The sequence below is a fragment of the Denitratisoma oestradiolicum genome, assembly GCF_902813185.1.
Lineage (GTDB): Bacteria > Pseudomonadota > Gammaproteobacteria > Burkholderiales > Rhodocyclaceae > Denitratisoma > Denitratisoma oestradiolicum.
Window position 1 is genome coordinate 2,746,439 of the sequence record NZ_LR778301.1, and the last position, 20,899, is coordinate 2,767,337.

Here is a 20,899-nt window from a genome sequence, read left to right on the forward strand (position 1 = left end):
AAACGCTGCTGCGGGCGCAGCCGTCAAAAAAAGCCAGGGCGAAAGCGTCTCCCCGGCCTTTGGCAAAGAAAATTCTGGGCGGTGGAATATACCCCCGTTCGCCCTCGAACTCAAGCCGTTGCAGCGCAACAGAATGGAGTCATATTTCGCCGACAGCAAAAAGGCGTCGATGCTCCTTGATCGCGTAACGATCGGTCATGCCGGCGATATAGTCGGCGATGGCCCGGGGGCCATCCTCGGCAGCCATCCGCTGGTACTGGGGGGGGAGCAGTCGAAGATCGCCAATGAAGGCATCGAACAGGTCGGCGATGATACGGCGAGCCTTGTTGGTCATGCGCAGCACCTGATAATGGCGGTACAGGGCGTCCCTCAGGAAGGCCTTGAGTTGGCGATTTTCCTCGGCTACGGCCGGGGAAAATCCCACAAGAACCGGCGCCCGATGCACATCATCCAGGGTCAGGACACCGACTTCCGCGATGCGGCGGCGGGTTTCCGCCATCAGGTCGGTCACCTGGGCACCGATCATGCGGCGTATGGTTTCATGGATCAAACGCCGGCCGGCAAGATCAGGGAATTCCAGTCGCGCTTCCTTCTGATAGCGGGAAAAGAGCGCCATATCGTCCAGTTGGGTCAGAGAGATCAGGCCCGAGCGCAATCCGTCGTCCAAATCATGGTTGTTGTAGGCAATTTCGTCGGCCAGATTGCAGATCTGGGCCTCGATCGAGGGCCGTCGATCCTCCATGAAGCGCGCGCCCAAGTCACCCAATTGCCGGGCATGGGCCGGTGAGCAGTGTTTGAGTATGCCCTCACGGGTCTCGAACATCAGATTCAGGCCATCGAAGCCACCGTAGCGCTCCTCCAGGCGGTCCACGATGCGCAGGGACTGGAGGTTGTGTTCGAAACCGCCGTGGGGGGCCATGCATGCATTCAGTGCATCCTGACCGGCATGTCCGAAAGGCGTGTGGCCCAGATCGTGAGACAGGGAGACCGCCTCGGCCAGGTCATCGTTCAGACCCAGGGCACGGGCAATGGTGCGTGCGATCTGGGCCACCTCGATGGAATGAGTCAGCCGGGTGCGGAACAGGTCGCCCTCGTGATTGACGAATACCTGGGTCTTGTATTCCAGGCGACGAAAGGCCGTGGAATGCACGATGCGGTCCCGGTCCCGCTGGAATTCGCTGCGAAACTTGGGAGGCGATTCCCCATGGACTCGACCCCGCGAAACTGCGTCGCTGACCGCGTAGGCGGCCAGTTCACCCATGGCAGCAGGCATCGATGGCGGCCCGGATTTCCGCCTCGGGCACCTCGCCCCAGGTCACCGCAGTACCGATCCCCTTGGGCAGCACCAGACGCAGCCGCCCCGCCAGGACCTTCTTGTCGTGGCCCATCAGATCCAGATAGCGGGCAGCACCCAGGGCTGGACCTGATATGGGCAGTCCAGCCCGCGCCAGCAACTGCCGAATCCGTTCCAGGTCGGTTGCGGACAGCCAGCCCAGACGGCGCGAAAGTTCAGCCGCCATGACAGTGCCGGCAGCCACCGCCTCGCCGTGAAGCCATTGACCATAACCCAGTCCGGCCTCAATGGCATGGCCAAAGGTATGACCAAGATTGAGCAAGGCCCGACCACCATCCCTGGCGGTTTCCCGCTCGTCCCCCGCCACCACCTCCGCCTTGTTGGCGCAGGAGCGTTCGATGGCGTAGGACAGGGCCTCCGCCTCCCGGGCCACCAGGTTATCCATGTGATCCTCCAGCCAGCGGAAGAAAGGCTCGTCACGGATGATGCCGTACTTGATGACCTCCGCCAGGCCGGCGGATAGCTCCCGCGGCGGCAGTGTGGCCAGGGTATCGGTATCGGCCAGCACCAACCTCGGCTGCCAGAAAGCGCCGATCATGTTCTTGCCTCGGGGATGGTTGATTCCGGTCTTGCCACCGACGGAAGAATCCACCTGGGAAAGCAGTGTGGTGGGGACCTGAATGAAGGGAATGCCCCGCTGATAGGTGGCTGCGGCATAGCCGGCCAGATCACCGATGACCCCGCCCCCCAGGGCGATCAGGGTAGTGGTCCGGTCGCAGCGCTCCGCCATCAGGGTGTCGTAGATCCGTCCCAGGGTCTCGGCATTCTTGTGAAGTTCGCCATCGGGCAGGATGATGCTGACCAGTGACACCCCCCGTTCCCGCAAGGGCGCGGCAAGCCGTTCCAGATAGAGCGGAGCGACGGTCTCGTTGCTGACAATCACCGCCCGACGGCTGTCCAGGCATGAGGAAATGGCGTCCCCGTCAGCCAGCAACCGGGGACCGATCAGGATGGAGTAGGAGCGCTCACCCAGGGCAAGCTCAAGTTTTCGCATGGATTTCCAATGCCTGTTGAATGCGACGCACCACCTGGATGGCCTGGGTGGCACCCACCTCCACTATCAGGTGAGCGGTTTCCCGGTACAGGGGGTCCCGCTGCTCATACAACTCCCGTAATTTTGCCAGACGGTCTTCCACCTGCAGCAGGGGACGGCTACGGTCGTGCCGGGTCCGCTCGTAAAGGGTCTCGGGCGTGGCGCAAAGATAAACCACGACACCACGCTCCCGCAAATGCAAACGATTCTCCGAAGCCAGAATCGCGCCCCCCCCCGTGGCCAGGACCAGATCCGGCTCCTGACTCAGGGCATCGATGACCTCCGACTCCCGGCGGCGAAAGTTCGCCTCCCCCTCGATCTCGAAAATAGTGGGAATCGTGACCCCGGTGCGGGCCTCTATTTCATGGTCGGCATCAACGAATCTGGCCCGCAGCTTGCGGGCCAGGATTCTTCCGACCGTCGATTTGCCGGCCCCCATGAGGCCGACCAGGAATACGGGCTTCCCCATGGAAAACGGATCTATTGCAGGGTCAGTTCTTCCGTCACGATACGCGGCGTGATGAAGATCAGCAGTTCCGCCCGATTGCGTTGCTTCAGATTCTGTTTGAACAAATGGCCCACCACCGGCAGATCGCCCAGCAAGGGCACCTTGTCCTCGTTGTTGGTCGTGGAGTCCTCGAACACACCGCCCAGCATCAGGGTGCCACCGTTTTCCACCACCACATTGGTCTTGATTTCCCGCTTGTTGGTGGTAACCACGCCACCGGCATTGGCTGCAGGTTCCCCCTTGTTGACGTTGATCTTGAGGGAGATTTTGCCGTCCGGATTGATGCGGGGTGTCACATCCAGCTTGGTCGCCGCGTCGATACAACTGGTGGTCGGGCCATTGATGCCTCCGCTCAACTGGAAGCAGATGTTCTGACCGGCGGTGATACTGGCCTGCCGGCCATCCTGGGTGATCACCTTCGGACTGGCCACACCTTTCAAGGCATTGTCGGTTTCACTGGCGGAGATTTCCAGGTTGAGCAGGCGGGTCTGGTTCTTGTTGAACAGGGAGAACATCATATCTCCCGCTTGTGCACCTGCACTGGCATCGAACCCCCCACTTACGTGCATCTGTGAGCCGGTACCATAGGTCCCTGTAATCGTTGAAGGCACTCTGGCACTCATCGGGTTTGTTCCACTTACGGCAGCGTTACCCGGAATGCGCAGGAAGTTCAGCTTGGCGCCGAGCGTCCTGCTGTAGTCATCCTTCACGCTAACGATCCGCGCCTCGATCATCACCTGGCGAACCGGACGATCCAGAATGGAAACCCGCTCCCGAATCCGCTCCAGCTGTGCCTTGGTCTCTTCCACGAAAATGGTATTGGTCACGGAATCGTGGGAAATGGCGCCGCGGCTGGAAATCAGTGACCGGGTCGCGCCGCTGACCGCCTGCGCCTGCCCGCCAGAACCAACTTGAGGAGGCGGCGCATTGCCCCCCCCGGGTGGCGTCGCTCCTGAGCCCCCCTGTCCCGTGCCAGTCCCCTGAGAACTGTCCGTACCGCCCATCAGGGCCTGCACTATCTCTGCTGCCGGCCGGTAGCGCACCTTGATCGACTCCTGTTCAATGGGGTCCACACTGGCCAGGGCAGCAGCCCGTTCTCGCTCATCCTTGTCATACTTGGCCAAGTCGTCGGCCTTGCCTACCATCACCACGTCACCGTAGCGGCGGAAACCCAGGCCATACATGCGGGCAATGACATCGATGGCCACATTCACGGGTGTGTTGTCCATTTTCAAACTCTGAATCTCACCCGTCACTCCGGGCATGATCACGAAGTTGAACCCGGTGATGTCCTGGAACAGGCCGATCATCTGGCTCACGGGTACCGGCTGGGTGAAATTGAAACTAACCACCTTGCCCTGAACCTGCTTGGTATTGGCGAGGCTGGTGGGGTCCGCAGTAATACGGCGCACCTCCAGGACCACCGAGCTATCCACCTGACGCAGGTTGTAATCCCAGTCACCCCGGTTGGTCAGGATGATCTGACTGCCGGAACCACTGCGATTGGCGGTAAGCGTGACCACCGGGGTACCGAAATCCCGCACATCCAGCCGTTTCTCAAGACGTTCCGGCAGCTCCGCAGTCAGGAAGGTCAACACCAGACCTGATCCCCGCTGTTTCACATCAAGCAGGGCACCCGGCTCTGTCAGATCAAGCTTGATAATAGCCAAGTCAGAACTGGAGGCCTGAAAGTCAAGATTGTTGATGGCTGGTACCGCCCCTGGCGCTGAGGGTGGTGCCACTGCAATCCTGGGTTGGGCTGCAGCAACTGCGGCAACCGCCCCTTCATCGGACAGGCTAATGAATAGTTGCCGCCCATCAAGACGCTGCTCATAACGGCTGGGGCGTGTCAGATTGAGCACCAGGCGGGTTCTGGACATGGCCTGCACCACGTTGATGCTGCGCAGGCTACCCACTCCAGCATCCTGGACACCAGCACCCGACGCATTCGCCGTGTCGGGAAAATCAAACGCAATACGTGAAGGATTCGAGACGGTAAACGACGATGGCACACGGTCCAATGGGTTGCGCAGAGTGACCTTGACCAGGGTCTGTCCCGACAATTGCGAGTATTCCACCCGCTCGATGGCATTGGCCGGTCCAGTTTCTGCCGCAGTAACCGACCATGCCCAAAGTGCGCACACCGCGATCGACAGGCGACGCAATAGTTTGACTGTCATTTTTTCTCTCCTTGGGATGGGGCGGCCACTCGGTTGTCTCGCTCGACCCACATGCCTTTTTCCATCACGGTTTCCTTGACCAGCACCTCGGCATCTGCATCTTGCGTGGCTGGGTGAATTGCGGTGATGCGCCCATAGCCCTGTCCAAGATAATCGCCCACCCTTACCCGATAAACGGCGTTACGGTCGGAGGCGACAACAGCCACCAGATCCTTGCCAACCCGCAAGGTACCCAACAGCCGTATGGTTTCGATGGGTACCCGCACCAGAGGATGGGCGTCCGGATTCACTCCGGCTTTAGGACCGGGTTTGCTGCTGCCTCCCATGGCGGAGTCAGATGTCAGCTTGCCAATGGAAAATGGCGAAAGGGCCTCGCCCGGCTCATAGACAGGCACAGGCAAGGGGTTGATCTTGGGCAGTTCCGGAATCTTGGCCTTGAGATCCTTCGTACTTTCCTTCATCCAGGCCCGAATATCTTCCGGCTCCCCCGATCCACAAGCCGACAAGACGGCCGTTAATGCGAGCAGCACGGCGGGTCGCCAGCAAGACCTGCCGATACGTCTGTTCATTTCTTGCCCCCCTTCTTGGCGGGCCCCTTCTGCTTCTTCTTCTGGGCTGCCATTTCCTCGGTATCCAGATATCGATAAGTCATGGCAACCGCATCCATGCCGATCACCCCGGACTTCAAATCGGCACTGGGTTTGAGCTTGACATTGTTCAGGGTCACGATACGGGGCAGTTTCGCGATATCCGCGGCGAAATAGGCCAGGTCGTTATAACTGCCGTTCAATTGCAGGGTGATGGGCATTTCGGCATAAAACTCCTTCCTGGCCTCATTCCCCGGCTTGAACAACTCCACCTTCAAACCCCGCGTCAACGCAGACTGACTGATGTCAATGATCATCGCATCCATTTCGGCCTTGTTGGGCAACTGCTTCAACAACTCGCCGAAGGAACGATCGATTTCCACCAACTGTTTCTTGTACTCGTCCAGGTTGACCGCCTGTTTCTTCTTGGCCAACCAATCATCCTTGAGCGTAAGTTCCTTTTTCTGGGCAACATCCAATTCCTCAAGTTGCGAACTCCAGCCCAGAAACCACGCCAGACCCAGCATTACCACAAAGGAAACCACAAGAATCACTACCTTGGGCGCCATGGGCCACATCCCCGGATCCTTCGGATCCAGAGTCTTGAAATCCTCGATCAACTGCTGAAAATCCACCGCCGGCAAGGATATTTTTGGCACGGAAAGTTTTTTCATCACTTGCCGCCTCCGGACTTCTTGACCTTGGCGCCACCCACCGTTGCCAGTTCTTCCTTGCCGGTCGCCGGTCGCTCAATGACCATTTTCATCTGGAATCCGAAGACCTGCCGCCCATCCTTGGCAGTGACAGCGCGAATTTCCAGGGGACTGACCGCCTGAAAAAGGAGGGACTCCTCGAGATTACGCATCAGGGCCGACACCCTTGCCTCAGAAACCGATTCACCGGAAAGGCTGATATTGGCGCCGTTCTGCGCATAATTTAACAGCCTTACACCATCGGGGACCCGTTTCAACAATTCATCAAACACGCTTGCCGTCTCGGAGCGATTTCCCTGGAGGGACTCGATGACCTGCTTGCGCTTGAGCAGCGCATCGGTCTGCTCCTTGAGGGAAGAGATTTCTGCAATCTCCTTTTTCAGTACCTCGATTTCCTTTTCGAGAAACTTGTTTTTTGCATTCTGACTCTTGATGTAGCCATTGATCGCTGAAAACCCCAAGAACCAGATCAATACCACCGCAATGGCGACGACTCCCAGCAAGGCAAAAAACTGCTCACGCCGAGCCTTGCGTTTTTCCTCACGGTGGGGAAGCAGGTTGATCCGGATCATTGATCAAACCTCCGCAAGGCAAGCCCACAAGCCACCATGAGCGAAGGTGCATCAGACTGCAATTGCTTGGGCCTGACCCGAGATGAAATTGTCATGCCAACAAATGGATTGGCGACAATGGTATCCACCTGGGTCTGGGCCAGTACCACATCGCTCAAACCAGGGATCACAGAACAGCCCCCCGACAAAACAATATGGTCCACTTGCGTGTAGGGCGTGGAAGTAAAGAAGAACTGCATGGCTCGCGCCACTTCCTGTGCGAGATTTTCAGCGAAGGGAGAGAGAATCTCGGTCTCGTAATTCTCCGGCAAGCCATCTCCCCTACGCTTGGCAGCCTCCGCTTCCTCCAGGCTCATTCCGTAGGCGCGCATGATGTCCTGGGTCAGCAGACCGCCACCGAAGGCCTGCTCCCGTGAATACACTGTCTGGTCATTGCGCAGCATGGTGACATTCATGACATTCGCACCAATATCCACCAACGCAATCACCTGGTCCCGTCCCCCATCCGGCAATTGGGACTCAATCAGTTCGAAGGCCGCCTGGGCCGCATAGGACTCAACATCCATGACCAGGGGCTTCAAACCAGCCGCTTCGCTACAGGCCACCCGATCCTCCACCATTTCCTTGCGCGACGCAGCCAGCAACACTTCGACCTCGTCCGGACTCGACGGCGCCGGACCGATCACCTGAAAATCCAGATTGACCTCCTCCAGGGCGAAGGGAATGTATTGATTGGCCTCGGATTCCACCTGCACTTCCATATCCTGCTCCCGCAGGCCGGCAGGCAACACGATCTTCTTGGAAATCACTGCCGCAGCGGGCAATGCCATGGCGACATACTTGGTAATGGCGCCCATGCGTTTGTAGGCGCGCCGAACGGCCTCCGCCACACCTTCGATATTGACGACCTTGCCGTCCACCACCGCCTCACGGGGCAAAGGCTCAATCGCGTAACGATCAACCTGATAGCCACCCCGCTCCCCCTCGACCAGTTCCACCATCTTGACCGAGGACGAACTGATATCCAGACCAATAAGCGGCCGCTTGGCTGGATTGAAGATCGAGAGATCAATTTGCAAGAGGCTTTTCCTTTAAAAACATACACTTAAAGCCAATACTGATAATTTACATCAAATCCTAGCAACAACTATATCGACTGTAAAGCAAATTTTTTTAGCTCATTCAATGCTTTCCCCGTCTCACAGGCCATCCTATCGGCGCTCCCCTGGACCAGCAAAGGCCGACCAACAGGCCCAGATATAATGCGCCGCCCAAGCACTTCCCTGGACCTACCCCTTGAACGCGCGCGCTCCCCACCTTAGCTGGCTGCTCTACCCCCTGTTGGCCTTGCTCGGGCTGATGATCGTAACGGCAGCGCTGGTCGGCATCATCACCATACTGATTTTTCCCCAGTTGCCCTCCCTGGACGTACTGACGGACTATCAGCCCAAGATCCCTCTGCGCGTTTATTCTGCGGACGGACACCTGATCGGAGAGTTCGGCGAGGAGCGGCGCAACGTGGTCCGCATCCAGGATGTACCAGTGGTGATGAAACAGGCCATCCTGGCCGCCGAAGACGAGCGTTTCTACCAGCACCCTGGGATCGATACCCTGGGGGTGCTACGGGCCGCCTGGTCCAACTTCACCAGCGGGGGAAAACGTCAAGGCGCCTCCACCATCACCATGCAGGTGGCTCGAAATTTTTTCCTGTCCAGTGAAAAAACCCTGACCCGGAAAATCTACGAAGCTCTGCTGGCCTTCAAGATCGAACACAGCCTGTCCAAGGACGAGATATTCCAGCTTTACGTCAATCAGATCTACCTGGGCCAGCGGGCCTATGGCTTTGCTGCCGCTGCCCAGATTTATTTCGGCAAGCCCCTCAAAGACATCAGTCCCGCCGAGGCGGCCATGCTGGCAGGCCTGCCCAAGGCACCCTCCGCCTACAACCCGGTGGCCAATCCCAAGCGCGCCCGATTGCGCCAGCTCTACGTCCTGCGCCGTATGCACGAACTGCGCTTCATCGACGATGCCGGCTACAAACGGGCCGAGACCGAAACCCTTCATGTCAAGCGCGATGTCAATGACTTCGGCACCCATGCCGCCTACGTGGCAGAAATGGCCCGCCAGATCGCTTACGAACGCTACCAGGAAGACGTTTACTCCCTCGGCATCAAGGTCATCACTACTGTGGTCCGGGATGAGCAGGAAGCCGCCTATGTTGCCCTGCGCAAGGCAGTGATGGACTACGACCGCCGCCACGGCTATCGGGGCGCGGAATCCTATGCCGACATGAGCAACGTCAAATCGGAGCAGGATGAGGAACTGGAAGATATCCTGACCGACATCGACGACTCCGACACCCTGCTGGCCGCCGTCGTGCTGGAGGCCTCCCCGGCGCGGGTTCGCGCCTACCTGCGGGGCGGCGAGATCGTCACCCTCGCCGGCGATACCCTCAAGTTCGCGTCCCGCATGCTGGAGGACAAGGCTCCCACCAACAAGCGCCTGCGTCGGGGGGCGGTGATCCGGGTGGTCAAGGACGAGAAGGGGCAATGGCAGATCACCCAGTTGCCGGAGGTGGAAGCGGGCTTCGTTGCCGCCAGCCCCATCGACGGCGCCATCCGCGCCCTGGTGGGCGGCTTCGACTTCAACCGCAACAAGTTCAATCACGTCACTCAGGCCTGGCGCCAACCCGGCTCCAGCTTCAAGCCCTTCATCTACTCGGCGGCCCTGGAAAAGGGCTATACCCCGGCCTCGGTGGTTCCCGACGAACCCATCGTCATCTCCGCTGCGGAAACCGGCAGCCAGGCTTGGGAGCCCAAGAACTACGACGGCAAATACGAAGGCCCGATGACCCTGCGCACCGCCTTGGCAAAATCCAAGAACATGGTGTCAATCCGGCTGCTGCGCTCCATCGGCCCCCACTATGCCCAGGAGCATGCCACCCGTTTCGGCTTCGATGCCGACAAACATCCACCCTATCTCACCCTGGCTTTGGGCGCCGGCTCCGTCACTCCCTGGCAACAACTGGCCGCCTATTCCGTGTTCGCCAACGGCGGTTACCGCATCCAGCCCTTCGTCGTGAAACAGATCGTAGACAGCCACGACAAGGTCCTGGCCCGATTCGATCCCTCGGTGGCCGGCGACGAAAGCCTGCGCGCCATCGACGCCCGCAATGCCTACATCATGGACAGCATGATGCACGAAGTCACCCTGCGCGGTACCGCCGCCCGGGCTGCCGTTCAACTCAAGCGCCGAGACATCGCCGGCAAGACCGGTACCACCAACGATTATGTGGACGCCTGGTTCTGCGGTTATCACCCCACCGTGGTGGGCATCGCCTGGATCGGTTTCGACCAGCCTCGCCGCATGGGCGGTGGCGAGACCGGCGGCAGCGCCGCCCTGCCGATGTGGATCGGTTACATGGAAAAGGCCCTGCGCAACGCGCCGGAAAGCTATATGGAAGCGCCGGAAGGACTGACCACCATCCAGGCCAGTGATCCCAGCGGCAACACGCCGGTGCGCGAACTCATCTACAAGGAGGGGCTACCAACCGAGAGCCCCTCTCCCGAGGAAAAGCATGTACTTCCCCAGCAGGCTCCCGCGCCTGTCCAGGAAGTGAAGCCCAGGCCGGTGGAACGGCCGACGGCGGAAAAGAAAAACTAGGGAATTACCAGGGCCACCGGCTCGCCGCACTGTTCGGACAGGCAGCGGGAGAGGGTTTCCAGCAGTTCGCTGCCGTCCCGGGCGCTCAGCCAGCGCCCTGCGGATGGAGCGAAATGGAAGCCACCGGAGCGGGCCGCCACCCAGATTTCCCGGGCCGCGGTATGGCGATTGACGATCACCTTGCTGCCATTGGCACAGACGATTTCCAGCACCCCACCAGCCTTGAGTTCATAGTCCAGATCGGCCCCACAAGCGTCCATGGCCTGTTCCAGGGCTGCCAGCATTCCATCGGCAAGGGAGTTGAATTCGCTCTCGTTCATCGCGTGATATTATCCGACCCCATTTCTGGGTTAATTGACTCGATTCCACCATGCACCGGCTTCTGATCTGCCTGGGCGCGCTGCTCGCGCTTTCGGCCTGCGGCACCAAGGGGCCGCTCTACCTGCCCAAACCTGCTGTCGCCACTGCAAAGGCCCCGGCGGCGGATCATAACACCGCCCCCAAAGAGAGCGCGCCATGAGCGCCGGCCCCCAACTGCTCCAGGGCGAACTGCACCTGGAGGGGGTTTCATTGCAGGAAATTGCGGCCCGCTTCGGCACCCCCTGCTACGTCTATTCCCGGGCCGCCCTGACCGCCGCCTTCGAGGATTATCGCCAGGCCCTGACGGGCCGGGATGCCCTGATCTGCTACGCGGTGAAGGCCAATGCCAACCTGGCCCTCCTCAATGTATTCGCCCGCCTCGGCGCCGGCTTCGACATCGTTTCCGGTGGAGAGCTGCAACGGGTGCTGGCCGCTGGCGGCGACCCGGCCAAGGTGGTCTTTTCCGGCGTCGGCAAGCGTCAGGACGAAATGCGGGCTGCCCTGGAGGCCGGCATCCACTGCTTCAACGTGGAATCGGCCTCCGAACTCGATCACCTGAACCAGGTGGCGGGCCAACTGGGCAAACGGGCACCGGTGTCCCTGCGGGTCAATCCCAACGTGGACCCCAAGACCCACCCCTACATATCCACCGGTCTCAAGACCGCCAAATTCGGCGTCGCCTTTGAAGACGCCCTGGCCCTCTACCGGCGGGCCGCTGCTCTGCCCCACCTGCATGTCCAGGGCATCGACTGCCACATAGGCTCCCAATTGCTGGACCCGGCGCCCGCCGCCGAGGCCGCAGAGAAAATCCTCGGCCTGGTGGATACCCTGGCCCGGGAAGGCATCACCATCGCGCACATCGATATTGGCGGTGGCAAGGGTATCCGCTACCGGGATGAAACCGCCCTCTCCGCCACCGAGTATCTCGCCCCCACCCTCAAGGCCCTGGCCGGCCGCAAGGAAAAGCTGCTGCTGGAACCCGGCCGCTCCCTGGTGGGTAACGCCGGTCTCCTGCTGACCCGGGTGGAAATCCTCAAGCCCGGCAGCGAGAAAAGCTTCGCCGTGGTGGATGCGGCCATGAACGACCTGATGCGGCCCGCCCTCTACGACGCCTGGCATGACATCCAGCCGGTGGCGCCCCGTGCCGGCCAGGCCCATGCCTACGAAATCGTCGGCCCCATTTGCGAATCCGGCGACTTCCTGGGCCATGAGCGTGAACTGGCCCTGGCCGAGGGCGACCTGCTGGCGATCATGTCCGCCGGCGCCTATGGCATGACCATGAGTTCCAACTACAACAGCCGTGCCCGCGCCGCCGAAGTGATGGTGGACCAGGGCCGGATGCACCTGATCCGCCAAAGGGAGGACACAGCCCAGCTGTTCGCCCTGGAGTCGGTGCTGCCCCATTAGAAAGACTCCCCCATGCGCTCCCCCTGGCTACCGACCCTGACGGTGGCACTCATCCTGACAGCCTGTGGCAAGGGTCAGGAACAAAAACCCACCGGCCCACCGGCCACCCTGATCACCAGTCACCAGGTCCAGACCATGGCCATGGACGTGGTCGAACAGACCACGGGCAGCCTCGAATCCCTGGTGGATCCGAAGATTTCAGCTGAAGTATCGGGCAAGGTGCTGCGCATGGAGGCCGTGCCCGGTCGCGCAGTGCGACAGGGCCAGATTCTGGCCGTACTGGATCCCGCCGATGCCACCCTCGCCCAACGGGCCGACGCCGCCGAGGTAAGGCGCCTGGAGGCCCTGAGCCGTCAGCAGGAAAAACTGGCCGAACGCCAACAGCAACTGGTGGCCAAGGGATTCATCTCCCACAATGCCGGCGAAGACGTGCGCGCCCAGCGGGACGCCCTGAAGGAGCAACTGGCCGCCGCCCAGGCCAGGCTCGAAGCCACGACCCGCAACCTGGGCAAGACCCGCATCACCGCCCCGGCGGATGGTGTGGTCGACACCCAGATCGCCTCGGTGGGTGACTACCTGCGTCCCGGCGACCCTCTCTGCACTCTGGTCGCCAACGGCAAGCTGCGCGCCCATCTACCCTTTCCCGAGTCCGCCATCAGCCGCATCAAGCGTGGCACACCCGTGCGACTGACCTCGCCCCAGGTACCGGGCCGGGTGTACGAAAGCAAGATCAGCGAAATCCGCCCCGGCATCAGCACCGGCGCCCGGACCATGGAAGCCCTGGTGGAACTGGACAGCGATGGCAGCCTGCATGGTGGCGGCAGCATCGATGCACGGGTGGTGATCGAAAGCAAGGCGGCCGCCCTGGCCGTTCCCGAGCAATCCGTAGTGCTGCGCCCCGCCGGACGGGTGGTGTATGTCATCCAGGATGGCAAGGCCCGCCAACAGGTGGTGCGAATCGGAGCCCGCCAGGCCGGCATGATTGAAATCACCGAAGGCCTCAAGGGCGGCGAGCAGGTCGTCCAGGAGGGTGCCGGCTTTCTCACCGACGGCGCCCCCGTCGCCCTCAAAGCCGCCCACGGCCAGCCGGCCCCCTAAGGCGCCGGCCCTCCCCGCCGCCGGCCCCCGGAACACGCCATGACCCTGCCCGAACTATCCATCAAGCGCCACGTCCTGGCCTGGATGTTGAGCGCCGTGCTGCTGCTGTTCGGCGTCATTTCCTCCAACCGGGTCGGGGTGGATCGCCTGCCACGACTGGATTTTCCGGTCATCTCCGTATCCACCGTGCTCAAGGGCGGCGATCCGGAGATCATCGATTCCAGCGTCACCAACGTAATCGAGACGGCCATCACCTCGGTGCCCGGCATCGAGCACATCTCGTCGGTCTCCCAGTCCAGCATCTCCCGGGTCAACATCATCTTCGCCCTGGACAAGAATATCGACATTGCATTCACCGAGGTCCAAGCCAAGATCAACCAGGCGGTCTCCCGCCTGCCCAAGGATGCCGACCCGCCGGTGATCTACAAGGTGGAAGCCAATGCCCAGCCCATCATCTGGCTGGCCCTGCAAGGGGACCGCACGGCCCAGCAGATCAACCAGTACGCCGCCAACGTCATCAAGAAAAAGCTGGAAAGCGTCCAGGGCGTCGGCGCCATCTGGATGGGGGGCCAGCAGGAACGCAAGATCCGCGTCAACCTGCTGCCGGAGCGCATGGCCGCCCACAACGTGGCCCCCCGGGACATCCTCGATACCTTCGCCCGGGAACACATCCAGACCGCCGGGGGCTTCATCGTTGGCGAGAACACCGAACACCAGGTCAAGCTGGACCTGGAATTCCACCGGATCGAGGACCTGGCCGGCATGATCGTCGGCTACCGCAGCGGCGCCCCCGTCCACCTCCGGGACGTGGCGGAGATTGAGGATGGCATCGATGACCACCGTTATCTGGCCCGGCTCAACGGTACCCCGACCGTGGGTATCGGCGTGGTCAAGATTGCCAACACCAATACCGTCGCCACCGCCCGGCGCGTCATCGAAAAGGTGGAAAAGGAACTGCGCCCCCAACTGCCTCCCGGCATGCAGCTCCAGGTGGTGGGAGACGACTCGATCCATATCGTCAGCATCATCGACTCCCTCAAGGAGCACCTGATCGAGGGCACCCTGCTGGCGGCCCTGGTGGTCTGGTTCTTCCTGCGCTCCTGGCGCTCCACCGTCATCATTTCCCTGGCAATCCCCGTTTCCCTGATGGGCTCCATCGCCGCCATCTATTTCGCTGGCCTAACCCTCAACACCATGACCATGCTGGCCCTGCTGTTGCTGATCGGCGTGGTGGTGGACGACGCCATCGTGGTGCTGGAGAACATCTTCCGCCACCGGGAGGAAATCGACCCGGACCCGCTCAATGCCGCCATCCACGGTGCCAACGAAGTGGCCTTCGCCGTCATGGCCGCCACCCTGTCCCTGGTCTGCATCTTCGCCGCCGTGGTATTCATTCCTGGCGTCTTCGGCCAGATGTTCGGCTCCTTCGCCATCGTTGTCACCGTGGGGGTACTGGTCTCCCTGTTCGTTTCCCTGACCCTGACCCCGATGCTCTGCTCCCGCTACCTGGACGTAGACAAGCAGCACGGCGCCTTGTATCACCGGCTGGACCGCATCCTCCAGGGCATGGACCATCTCTATCACCGGCTCCTGGACTGGACCCTGACACACCGCTGGAAAGTGATCCTGGCCACCACCGCCGTCGTGGCCTCGTCGGTCTTTTTCTTCTCCGCCGTGGGCAAGACCTTCGTCCCGGATGATGACGAAGGCCGCTTCCTGGTCATGGTACGCACGCCCCTGGGCTCCAGCATCGACTACACCGACCGCAAGCTGGCGGAAGTGGAAGCCACCCTGCGCAAGCAAAAGGAGCTGGTCAGCCAGTTCGCCATGATCGGCACCATGTCACCCCAGGTCAATCAGGCCGTGGTGGTGGTGCGCATGCTCCCTCGCCACCAGCGCAAGATCAGCCAGCAACAGGCCATCGCCACCGCCACCCGGGCACTGTCCACCCTGGCCGGCGTCCAGGCCTTCCCCGCCCCCTACCCGATCATCGGCGGTGCCCGGGGCGAGCCCATGCAGTTTGTACTTTCCGGCCCCAGCCTCGACGAAGTGGCACGCCTGTCCAACGAAATCAAGAACCGGCTGCAACAGGACCCGGACATCATCTCCGTGGACAACGACCTGCAACTGGACCTGCCCCAGGTGGTCCTACAGGCGGATCGCCAGCGCATCGCCGCAGCCGGACTGAGTTCCGCGGAAGTCGCCCTGGCCATCAACCTGATCTCCGGCGGCATCGACATCGCCAAGTACAACGACCAACCCGGCGATGGTCAGCGCTACGACATCCGGGTCAAGGCCAAGGAAGGCAGCATCACCCGGCCCGAAGACCTGTCCAAGATTTTCCTGCGCGGCCAGGACGGCAGGATGGTGCGCATGGATTCGGTGGCAAGCTTCGACGAGAAACTCGGCCCCGCCTCCATCAACCGCTACGACCTGGCCTATGCCGCCAACTTTTTCGTCACGCCCCGCAGCGACCTGGGCAAGGCCACCACCAGGCTCAACCAGATAGCCAAAACCCTGCTGCCGCCGGGCTACAGCGTCAAGATGATCGGTGCTGCGGAAGAGATGGGCAAAACCATGGGCCAGACCGGCTTCCTGATGCTGCTGGCCCTGCTGCTGCTCTACATGGTGCTGGCCAGCCAGTTCAACTCTTTCCTGCAGCCGGCCATCGTCATGCTGGCCCAGCCCCTGGCCGTGGTGGGCGGCCTGGCCGCCCTGTGGGCTACGGGCCAGACCCTCAACATCATTTCCATCGTCGGCCTGGTGCTGCTGATCGGCCTGGTGGCCAAGAACTCCATCCTGCTGGTGGACCTCACCAACCAGCGCCGCAGCCAGGGCATGAAAGTGGAGCAGGCCCTGCGCGACGCCTGCCCCACCCGGATGCGACCGGTGGTGATGACCTCCGCCACCGTCATCCTGGCCCTGTTGCCCGCCGCCCTGGGCCTGGGCGCCGGCGCCGAGTTGAACCAGCCCTTGGCCGTCACCGTCATCGGCGGCATGATTTCCTCCACCCTGCTCACCCTGGTGCTGGTGCCGGCGGTCTATTCCCTGATCGAGGGCTGGCGGGAGAGGCGGCACGGCAAATAGCCCCGTTCCAGAAGCCAAAGCCCGCTAGCTACTGCACCGCCAGTCGGCGGCTTCCTGGTAGCGGGCGTCCTCAAACTGCCTATGGCGTGAGCTACCGACGACTAATCAGGCACGTCTTCCCGGCTCGAATACAGGGCGCCGAAATCGGCCTCGCTGAACACATGTTCCGCCACCGCGTAGGGTGGGCCGTTGTACCAGTCCGGACTGGACGCATCAAGCTTGATGGCGCAGATGGTCCGTGTGCCCACATCGGTGCAGCGCCACTGCCCGGATTCGGTCCAGAACTCCAGGCCGATGTAGAAATCCTTGTGTTCGAGTTCCACGGGCGACCTACAGGCTGCTCGTCCAGCCCCCCTCCACCACCCGGGCACGGCCAAGGGCGGCCAGGGTGTCGAGGATCTGCGGCAAACGGGCCTTCCACTTGCCGCGTCCCGTGAAGCGGGTGGCGATGTCTTCCAGGGAGAGGGGCCCAGGGGATGAGGCCAGCAGGTCGGCCACGGCGGCCACCTGACCCGGCAAATCCGCCGGCCAGGGTGCGCGGGCGTAGGGTGCGGCATTCTTCCCTGCGACAGGCGCTGGGGGAACGGAAGCGGTTGGCAGGGTTTCCTGCACCGGCACGGCCGTGGGATGCTGAAACTCCGGACGCAGCCAGCGCACCGTGCCGGCAGCCTCTTCCGCCGCCCGCTGGGCATTGAGCGCCACCAGCCGTTCCAGCAGGGCATCCCCATTCCGTTCGCCCTGAGCCTGTCGAAGGGCCAAGTCGGACCAGCCATAAGCATCGAGCACGGCGACATCAATCTCGTCGTGGAGGTTCTTCAGCACCGCCACCAGGCCCCGTTCGTGGATGGATTTTTCCTTGGCGTTCAAGGTCGCGCCGGCCCGCAGTTTTTCCAGCACGTTGTAGAGCCCGGTCAGGGTCAGGTCTGCATGCTCGGCAAGGACCCGCTTGCGCAGGGCATCGAGCTGTTCGGCCAGGTCGCCGATGCGGGCCTGCTGGGCCGGGGTGGCGACGGGAAAGGGGAAGGTCTCGAAACAACGAGATTTGTTATAGCGTGGGTCGTTTCCCATCCCCATGCGGCCGCCGGCAGCCAAGGCCCAAGCAACATGGACACGACTAGAGAGCACCCCCAGAAAATAGGCATCATCCTGAGCGATAGCAATCAGCATATTGTCCGGTGCGATGCCAGCATCCAGGAACTGAAAAACCCGGTGCTTGGCGGTTTCAACGGTGGCGATGTAGCGCGAAAGATCACAAAGAGAAGCACGCATGACCTTGCGAGGCTCCCCGAAAATCCACCAATTATCTCGGTAGCTGGCCCGGTTATTGTGGTCCCGCTCCGGCTTCACCCGCTCCAGCACCCACTGATAGGTTGCGGGCCAACAACGGCGCACTTCCTCGACGCTATGACCATAGAGGTCGATGACTTTGACATCTCGTGGTCGCTCAGTGAGATCTCGGCCATTGCGATAGAGTCTGATCGGCGCATCAGCTTCGAGCCGTGCAGACTCTTCCTGGTTGACAATGAAACCGCCACCAAAGAGTTGGAAGCCGCGATTGCTAAGATTTTCGTTGGCGCGTAGTGGCTGAACTGATGCCACATTCGCCCCAATACTCAGGTCGGAATGGATCAGGCCTCGGCGTTCCACCAATTCCACCGCCAGGCCTTCGCCGTCCCCCTCCCGTTCCGCCGTCACCGTCAGCAGCCGGCCCTCTCCCGCCCCCGGCGCGGCCACGGTCATGGCGATGCGCACGGCGGCACCGTCGGCGCTATCCACCCAGGGGTGGTCAGGCACGGCATAGGCCAAATGCAGCCCCTCATCCAGGGCCTGCTGCACCACCCGGCGATTAAAGGTCTGGCGCAGGCTGTTGGTGGTGATGAAGCCGAAGCGGGAGAGTTTCCCTTGGGCCACGAGTTGCGCGGCCTGGTGCCACCAGAACATGACGAAATCGGCCGAGTCCGGCACGGCCTGCCAGGCGCCGCGCAAGGCCTCCACATAGCCGTCGCCCAGGGCGGCGCGCAGGGTGGCGGCGCCGATGAAGGGCGGGTTGCCCACCACCACGTCGGCCTCGGGCCAGGCCGCCGGGCGGGGGTGGCGGTAACGCTCCAGGGGCACCTGGGCGCTCTCGTCAGGCACGGGCTTGCCGGTGACGGGATGGGTCTTGAAGGTCTTGCCGTCCCAGCGGCTTTGCACCTGGCCCCCCTCGTCGGTGACGTATTCCATGCCCTCGTGGGCCAGCACGGCATCACGGCATTCGATGTTGCGGAAGTCCTTGAGGATGGGAGAAGGCGGCAGGCCGGCGCCCTGGGTGCGGAAGTGCCATTGCAGATAGCCGATCCACAGCACCAGTTCCGCCACGGCGGCGGCCCGGGGGTTGATCTCCAGGCCCAGGAATTGATGGGGGTCCACGGTGAAGCCCTCGGTCTCCAGCAGGGTCTGGCCGTGGCCGAAGGCGTGAAGCTGGTTGAGCACCTCGCCTTCCAGGCGCTTCATGTGCTCCAGGGTGACGTACAAAAAATTGCCGCTGCCGCAGGCCGGGTCCAGTACCTTCAACTGGCACAGGCGCTGATGGAAGGCCCGCAGTTCGGCGATGGCCTCCCGGTCCTTGCCCTCCCCGGCCAGCACCAGGGCGGCGGCCTGGACGTAGTTCCAGCTCTGCCGCAGGGGCTCGATCACGGTGGGCATCACCAGCCGCTCCACATAGGCCCGGGGGGTGTAGTGGGCGCCCAGGGCATGGCGTTCGGCGGGGTCCAGGGCGCGCTCCAGCAGGGTGCCGAAGATGGCGGGCTCCACCTGGGTCCAGTCGGCCCGGCTGGCCTCGATCAAGAGGCCGATCTGTCCCCGGTCCAGGGGCAATACCCGTGGCTGCTTGAACAGCTTGCCATTGAAGCGCGGCAGGGCGGCGCGAATGGCGACGGAGAATTCACCCTTGTCCATGGCCCGCCACAATTCGCCCAACAGGGGCACGAACTGCTCGGGGGCGTCCTTGAGGCTGTGCAGCAACTGGGTGAAGCTGCCCGGCGGGATCAACTTCACGTCCTCGGCGAACATGGTGAACAGGCAGCGGGTGAGAAAACCGGCCACGTCCTCGGCGGGATGGCCAGACCCCTCCAGGGAGCGGGCCACGTCGGCCAGGTGGGCGGCGATCTCCCGGGTGACCCGGGCCGAGCGGCGCGTGGGGTCCAGAGCGTGGGGATCGAGCCAGAGCAGGCGCAGGCGTTCCCGCACCTCTTCCCGGCTCAGGTCCGCCAGGGCGATGCGGTGGCTGCGGGGATCGGGAAAGGGGGTGTAGGTGGCGCCGCTGCGGGAGAACTCGGCGTACAGCTCGATGACGTTGCCCACATCCACCACCACCAGGAAGGGGGGCCGGCCCTCGTCGGCGGGCAGGGCGCGGGCATAGCCCTCGGCCTGGGCCCGGGCGCGCATCAGGGCATCGTCAAATCCTTGGGCGCCGCCGACCTTGAGCTTCTTGGCCTCCAGCACGAAGGCGCCGCGCCGATAGCAGTCGATGAAGCCACTGGAACTGGAGCCATCGCCGTGGCGGAAAGTGACGCGGCGCTCGAAGCAGTAGGCATTCTCGCCCGCGTCGTCCTTGGCGGGCTCAGGCATCGGCAGCGCCAGCAATGCGCAGAGTTCACCGATGAAAAGCTGGTAATTGGCCCGCTCGGAACCCGAAGCAGCGGCCCAGCGGTCGATAAAGGCGGATATCCGCTCAGGGGAATGGGATGCGTCTTGCATGGGGCGGGAGTATAGCGTCCCGCCCTTTCCGCCAGACAAACGGGTCAATGGTGCTGATGCCCTCCCGCCGACGCGGTCAGGTCACGGACCTCAGCCTTGAGTTCCAGGGTTTCGGCCTTGCCTCCCCGGGCTTGCAGTTTCAGGGTGAGCGGAATGGTCTCCCCCTTGGCGAGGGGATGCTTCAAGTCCATCAGCATGACGTGATAGCCGCCTGGCCCCAGCACCCGAGGCTTGCCGGGCTCCAGTTCCAACCGGGGCAGGGGCCGCATTTTCATCACCCCGCCCTCCAGGCGCATTTCATGGACTTCCGCCAGGCCGGCCACCGGGCTGGCGATGCCGACCACCGTCGCACCGCTCTTGCTCACCAGGGTCATGAAGGCCCCGGTAGCCTGCTGACCCGATACCGTGGCCCGCACCCAGGCTTCCTTCACTTCAACATCGGCGGCCAGGACGGCCGCGCTCCAGGCAGTCGCCAGCAGTAAAAACGTTGTTCGTTTCATCTCGGTCTCCAGGGTCGGAATGGATAAAGTTTAAGAGGCTGTCTCGACAGGCATCGCGGCAGATTGTCGCAGATGCCGTCATATCCCTCGGCTAGAATC

17 protein-coding genes are annotated in these 20,899 nt (G+C 62.2%); 5 read left to right on the plus strand and 12 right to left on the minus strand.

All coding sequences use genetic code 11. The annotated features are described in order from the left end of the window. Positions 1 to 139 precede the first annotated feature (139 nt). Genes DENOEST_RS12435 through DENOEST_RS12470 form a run of 8 tightly spaced genes read right to left on the minus strand, consistent with a single transcriptional unit; the run spans position 140 to position 8,020 of the window. On the minus strand, positions 140 to 1,261 hold the full coding sequence (locus tag DENOEST_RS12435) for a deoxyguanosinetriphosphate triphosphohydrolase (protein ID WP_145771204.1): 1,122 nt from the start codon (positions 1,259 to 1,261) through the stop codon (positions 140 to 142). Next, on the minus strand, positions 1,254 to 2,348 hold the full coding sequence (gene aroB, locus DENOEST_RS12440; RefSeq protein ID WP_145771147.1) for a 3-dehydroquinate synthase: 1,095 nt from the start codon (positions 2,346 to 2,348) through the stop codon (positions 1,254 to 1,256). The genes DENOEST_RS12435 and aroB overlap by 8 nt, the downstream gene beginning before the upstream one ends. Further along, positions 2,335 to 2,856: a shikimate kinase gene (locus DENOEST_RS12445; RefSeq protein WP_145771148.1), complete on the minus strand. Its 522-nt coding sequence runs from the start codon at positions 2,854 to 2,856 to the stop codon at positions 2,335 to 2,337. Before DENOEST_RS12445 ends, aroB begins: the two co-directional genes overlap by 14 nt. Positions 2,857 to 2,867: 11 nt before the next feature. Next, positions 2,868 to 5,075 carry a type IV pilus secretin family protein gene (gene pilQ, locus DENOEST_RS12450; protein ID WP_145771149.1) on the minus strand — a complete coding sequence of 736 codons (2,208 nt, stop codon included), beginning with the start codon at positions 5,073 to 5,075 and terminating at the stop codon, positions 2,868 to 2,870. Continuing rightward, a complete protein-coding gene (locus tag DENOEST_RS12455) occupies positions 5,072 to 5,644 on the minus strand; it encodes a pilus assembly protein PilP (protein WP_145771150.1) in 573 nt (190 codons plus the stop codon). The genes pilQ and DENOEST_RS12455 overlap by 4 nt, the downstream gene beginning before the upstream one ends. Then, complete coding sequence (locus DENOEST_RS12460) at positions 5,641 to 6,336, minus strand: type IV pilus inner membrane component PilO (protein WP_145771151.1); 696 nt, start codon at positions 6,334 to 6,336, stop codon at positions 5,641 to 5,643. The genes DENOEST_RS12455 and DENOEST_RS12460 overlap by 4 nt, the downstream gene beginning before the upstream one ends. Continuing rightward, positions 6,336 to 6,947: a PilN domain-containing protein gene (locus DENOEST_RS12465; RefSeq protein ID WP_145771152.1), complete on the minus strand. Its 612-nt coding sequence runs from the start codon at positions 6,945 to 6,947 to the stop codon at positions 6,336 to 6,338. The genes DENOEST_RS12460 and DENOEST_RS12465 overlap by 1 nt, the downstream gene beginning before the upstream one ends. Continuing rightward, complete coding sequence (locus DENOEST_RS12470) at positions 6,944 to 8,020, minus strand: pilus assembly protein PilM (RefSeq protein WP_408640036.1); 1,077 nt, start codon at positions 8,018 to 8,020, stop codon at positions 6,944 to 6,946. Before DENOEST_RS12470 ends, DENOEST_RS12465 begins: the two co-directional genes overlap by 4 nt. A 286-nt stretch (positions 8,021 to 8,306) precedes the next feature. Here DENOEST_RS12470 and DENOEST_RS12475 point away from each other — a divergent pair, with 286 nt between their 5' ends. Then, positions 8,307 to 10,610, plus strand: coding sequence for a penicillin-binding protein 1A (locus DENOEST_RS12475; RefSeq protein WP_145771206.1), 2,304 nt, complete (start codon positions 8,307 to 8,309; stop codon positions 10,608 to 10,610). Here DENOEST_RS12475 and cyaY read toward each other — a convergent pair. Next, positions 10,607 to 10,930, minus strand: a complete 324-nt coding sequence (cyaY, locus tag DENOEST_RS12480) for an iron donor protein CyaY (protein WP_145771154.1) — start codon at positions 10,928 to 10,930, stop codon at positions 10,607 to 10,609. The genes DENOEST_RS12475 and cyaY overlap by 4 nt on opposite strands. Positions 10,931 to 10,980: 50 nt before the next feature. On the opposite strand from cyaY, the gene lptM reads away from it, so the two are divergent. From lptM to DENOEST_RS12500, 4 genes are read left to right on the plus strand one after another with little or no spacing between them, the layout of a single operon-like run. Beyond that, complete coding sequence (gene lptM / locus DENOEST_RS12485; protein ID WP_145771155.1) at positions 10,981 to 11,130, plus strand: LPS translocon maturation chaperone LptM; 150 nt, start codon at positions 10,981 to 10,983, stop codon at positions 11,128 to 11,130. Continuing rightward, positions 11,127 to 12,377 (plus strand): diaminopimelate decarboxylase, encoded by a 1,251-nt coding sequence (gene lysA / locus DENOEST_RS12490; protein ID WP_145771156.1) that lies wholly within the window; start codon positions 11,127 to 11,129, stop codon positions 12,375 to 12,377. Before lptM ends, lysA begins: the two co-directional genes overlap by 4 nt. Before the next feature lie 12 nt (positions 12,378 to 12,389). Then, positions 12,390 to 13,475 (plus strand): efflux RND transporter periplasmic adaptor subunit, encoded by a 1,086-nt coding sequence (locus DENOEST_RS12495; protein WP_145771157.1) that lies wholly within the window; start codon positions 12,390 to 12,392, stop codon positions 13,473 to 13,475. A gap of 39 nt (positions 13,476 to 13,514) precedes the next feature. Next, entirely contained in the window at positions 13,515 to 16,562 is a 3,048-nt protein-coding gene (locus DENOEST_RS12500; protein ID WP_145771158.1) for an efflux RND transporter permease subunit, read from the plus strand. A 101-nt stretch (positions 16,563 to 16,663) separates the two neighbouring features. Here the strand turns inward: DENOEST_RS12500 and DENOEST_RS12505 are convergent, their stop codons facing one another. The 3 genes from DENOEST_RS12505 to DENOEST_RS12515 are packed head-to-tail and all read right to left on the minus strand — an operon-like array spanning position 16,664 to position 20,800. Next, the gene (locus DENOEST_RS12505; RefSeq protein ID WP_145771160.1) at positions 16,664 to 16,885 is read right to left on the minus strand and encodes a hypothetical protein; all 222 of its coding nucleotides are present in this window, start codon (positions 16,883 to 16,885) and stop codon (positions 16,664 to 16,666) included. Positions 16,886 to 16,892: 7 nt separating this feature from the next. Further along, a complete protein-coding gene (locus DENOEST_RS12510; RefSeq protein WP_145771161.1) occupies positions 16,893 to 20,300 on the minus strand; it encodes a class I SAM-dependent DNA methyltransferase in 3,408 nt (1,135 codons plus the stop codon). A gap of 44 nt (positions 20,301 to 20,344) precedes the next feature. Further along, positions 20,345 to 20,800: a copper chaperone PCu(A)C gene (locus DENOEST_RS12515; protein WP_145771166.1), complete on the minus strand. Its 456-nt coding sequence runs from the start codon at positions 20,798 to 20,800 to the stop codon at positions 20,345 to 20,347. Between the last annotated feature and the right edge of the window lie 99 nt (positions 20,801 to 20,899).

Coding starts and splice junctions, on each gene's coding strand:
- DENOEST_RS12435 (WP_145771204.1), bottom strand. CDS start 1,261: ATGGGTGAACTGGCCGCCTACGCGGTCAGCGACGCAGTTTCGCGGGGT.
- aroB (WP_145771147.1), bottom strand. CDS start 2,348: ATGCGAAAACTTGAGCTTGCCCTGGGTGAGCGCTCCTACTCCATCCTG.
- DENOEST_RS12445 (WP_145771148.1), bottom strand. CDS start 2,856: ATGGGGAAGCCCGTATTCCTGGTCGGCCTCATGGGGGCCGGCAAATCG.
- pilQ (WP_145771149.1), bottom strand. CDS start 5,075: ATGACAGTCAAACTATTGCGTCGCCTGTCGATCGCGGTGTGCGCACTT.
- DENOEST_RS12455 (WP_145771150.1), bottom strand. CDS start 5,644: ATGAACAGACGTATCGGCAGGTCTTGCTGGCGACCCGCCGTGCTGCTC.
- DENOEST_RS12460 (WP_145771151.1), bottom strand. CDS start 6,336: ATGAAAAAACTTTCCGTGCCAAAAATATCCTTGCCGGCGGTGGATTTT.
- DENOEST_RS12465 (WP_145771152.1), bottom strand. CDS start 6,947: ATGATCCGGATCAACCTGCTTCCCCACCGTGAGGAAAAACGCAAGGCT.
- DENOEST_RS12475 (WP_145771206.1), top strand. CDS start 8,307: ATGATCGTAACGGCAGCGCTGGTCGGCATCATCACCATACTGATTTTT.
- cyaY (WP_145771154.1), bottom strand. CDS start 10,930: ATGAACGAGAGCGAATTCAACTCCCTTGCCGATGGAATGCTGGCAGCC.
- lptM (WP_145771155.1), top strand. CDS start 10,981: ATGCACCGGCTTCTGATCTGCCTGGGCGCGCTGCTCGCGCTTTCGGCC.
- lysA (WP_145771156.1), top strand. CDS start 11,127: ATGAGCGCCGGCCCCCAACTGCTCCAGGGCGAACTGCACCTGGAGGGG.
- DENOEST_RS12495 (WP_145771157.1), top strand. CDS start 12,390: ATGCGCTCCCCCTGGCTACCGACCCTGACGGTGGCACTCATCCTGACA.
- DENOEST_RS12500 (WP_145771158.1), top strand. CDS start 13,515: ATGACCCTGCCCGAACTATCCATCAAGCGCCACGTCCTGGCCTGGATG.
- DENOEST_RS12510 (WP_145771161.1), bottom strand. CDS start 20,300: ATGCAAGACGCATCCCATTCCCCTGAGCGGATATCCGCCTTTATCGAC.
- DENOEST_RS12515 (WP_145771166.1), bottom strand. CDS start 20,800: ATGAAACGAACAACGTTTTTACTGCTGGCGACTGCCTGGAGCGCGGCC.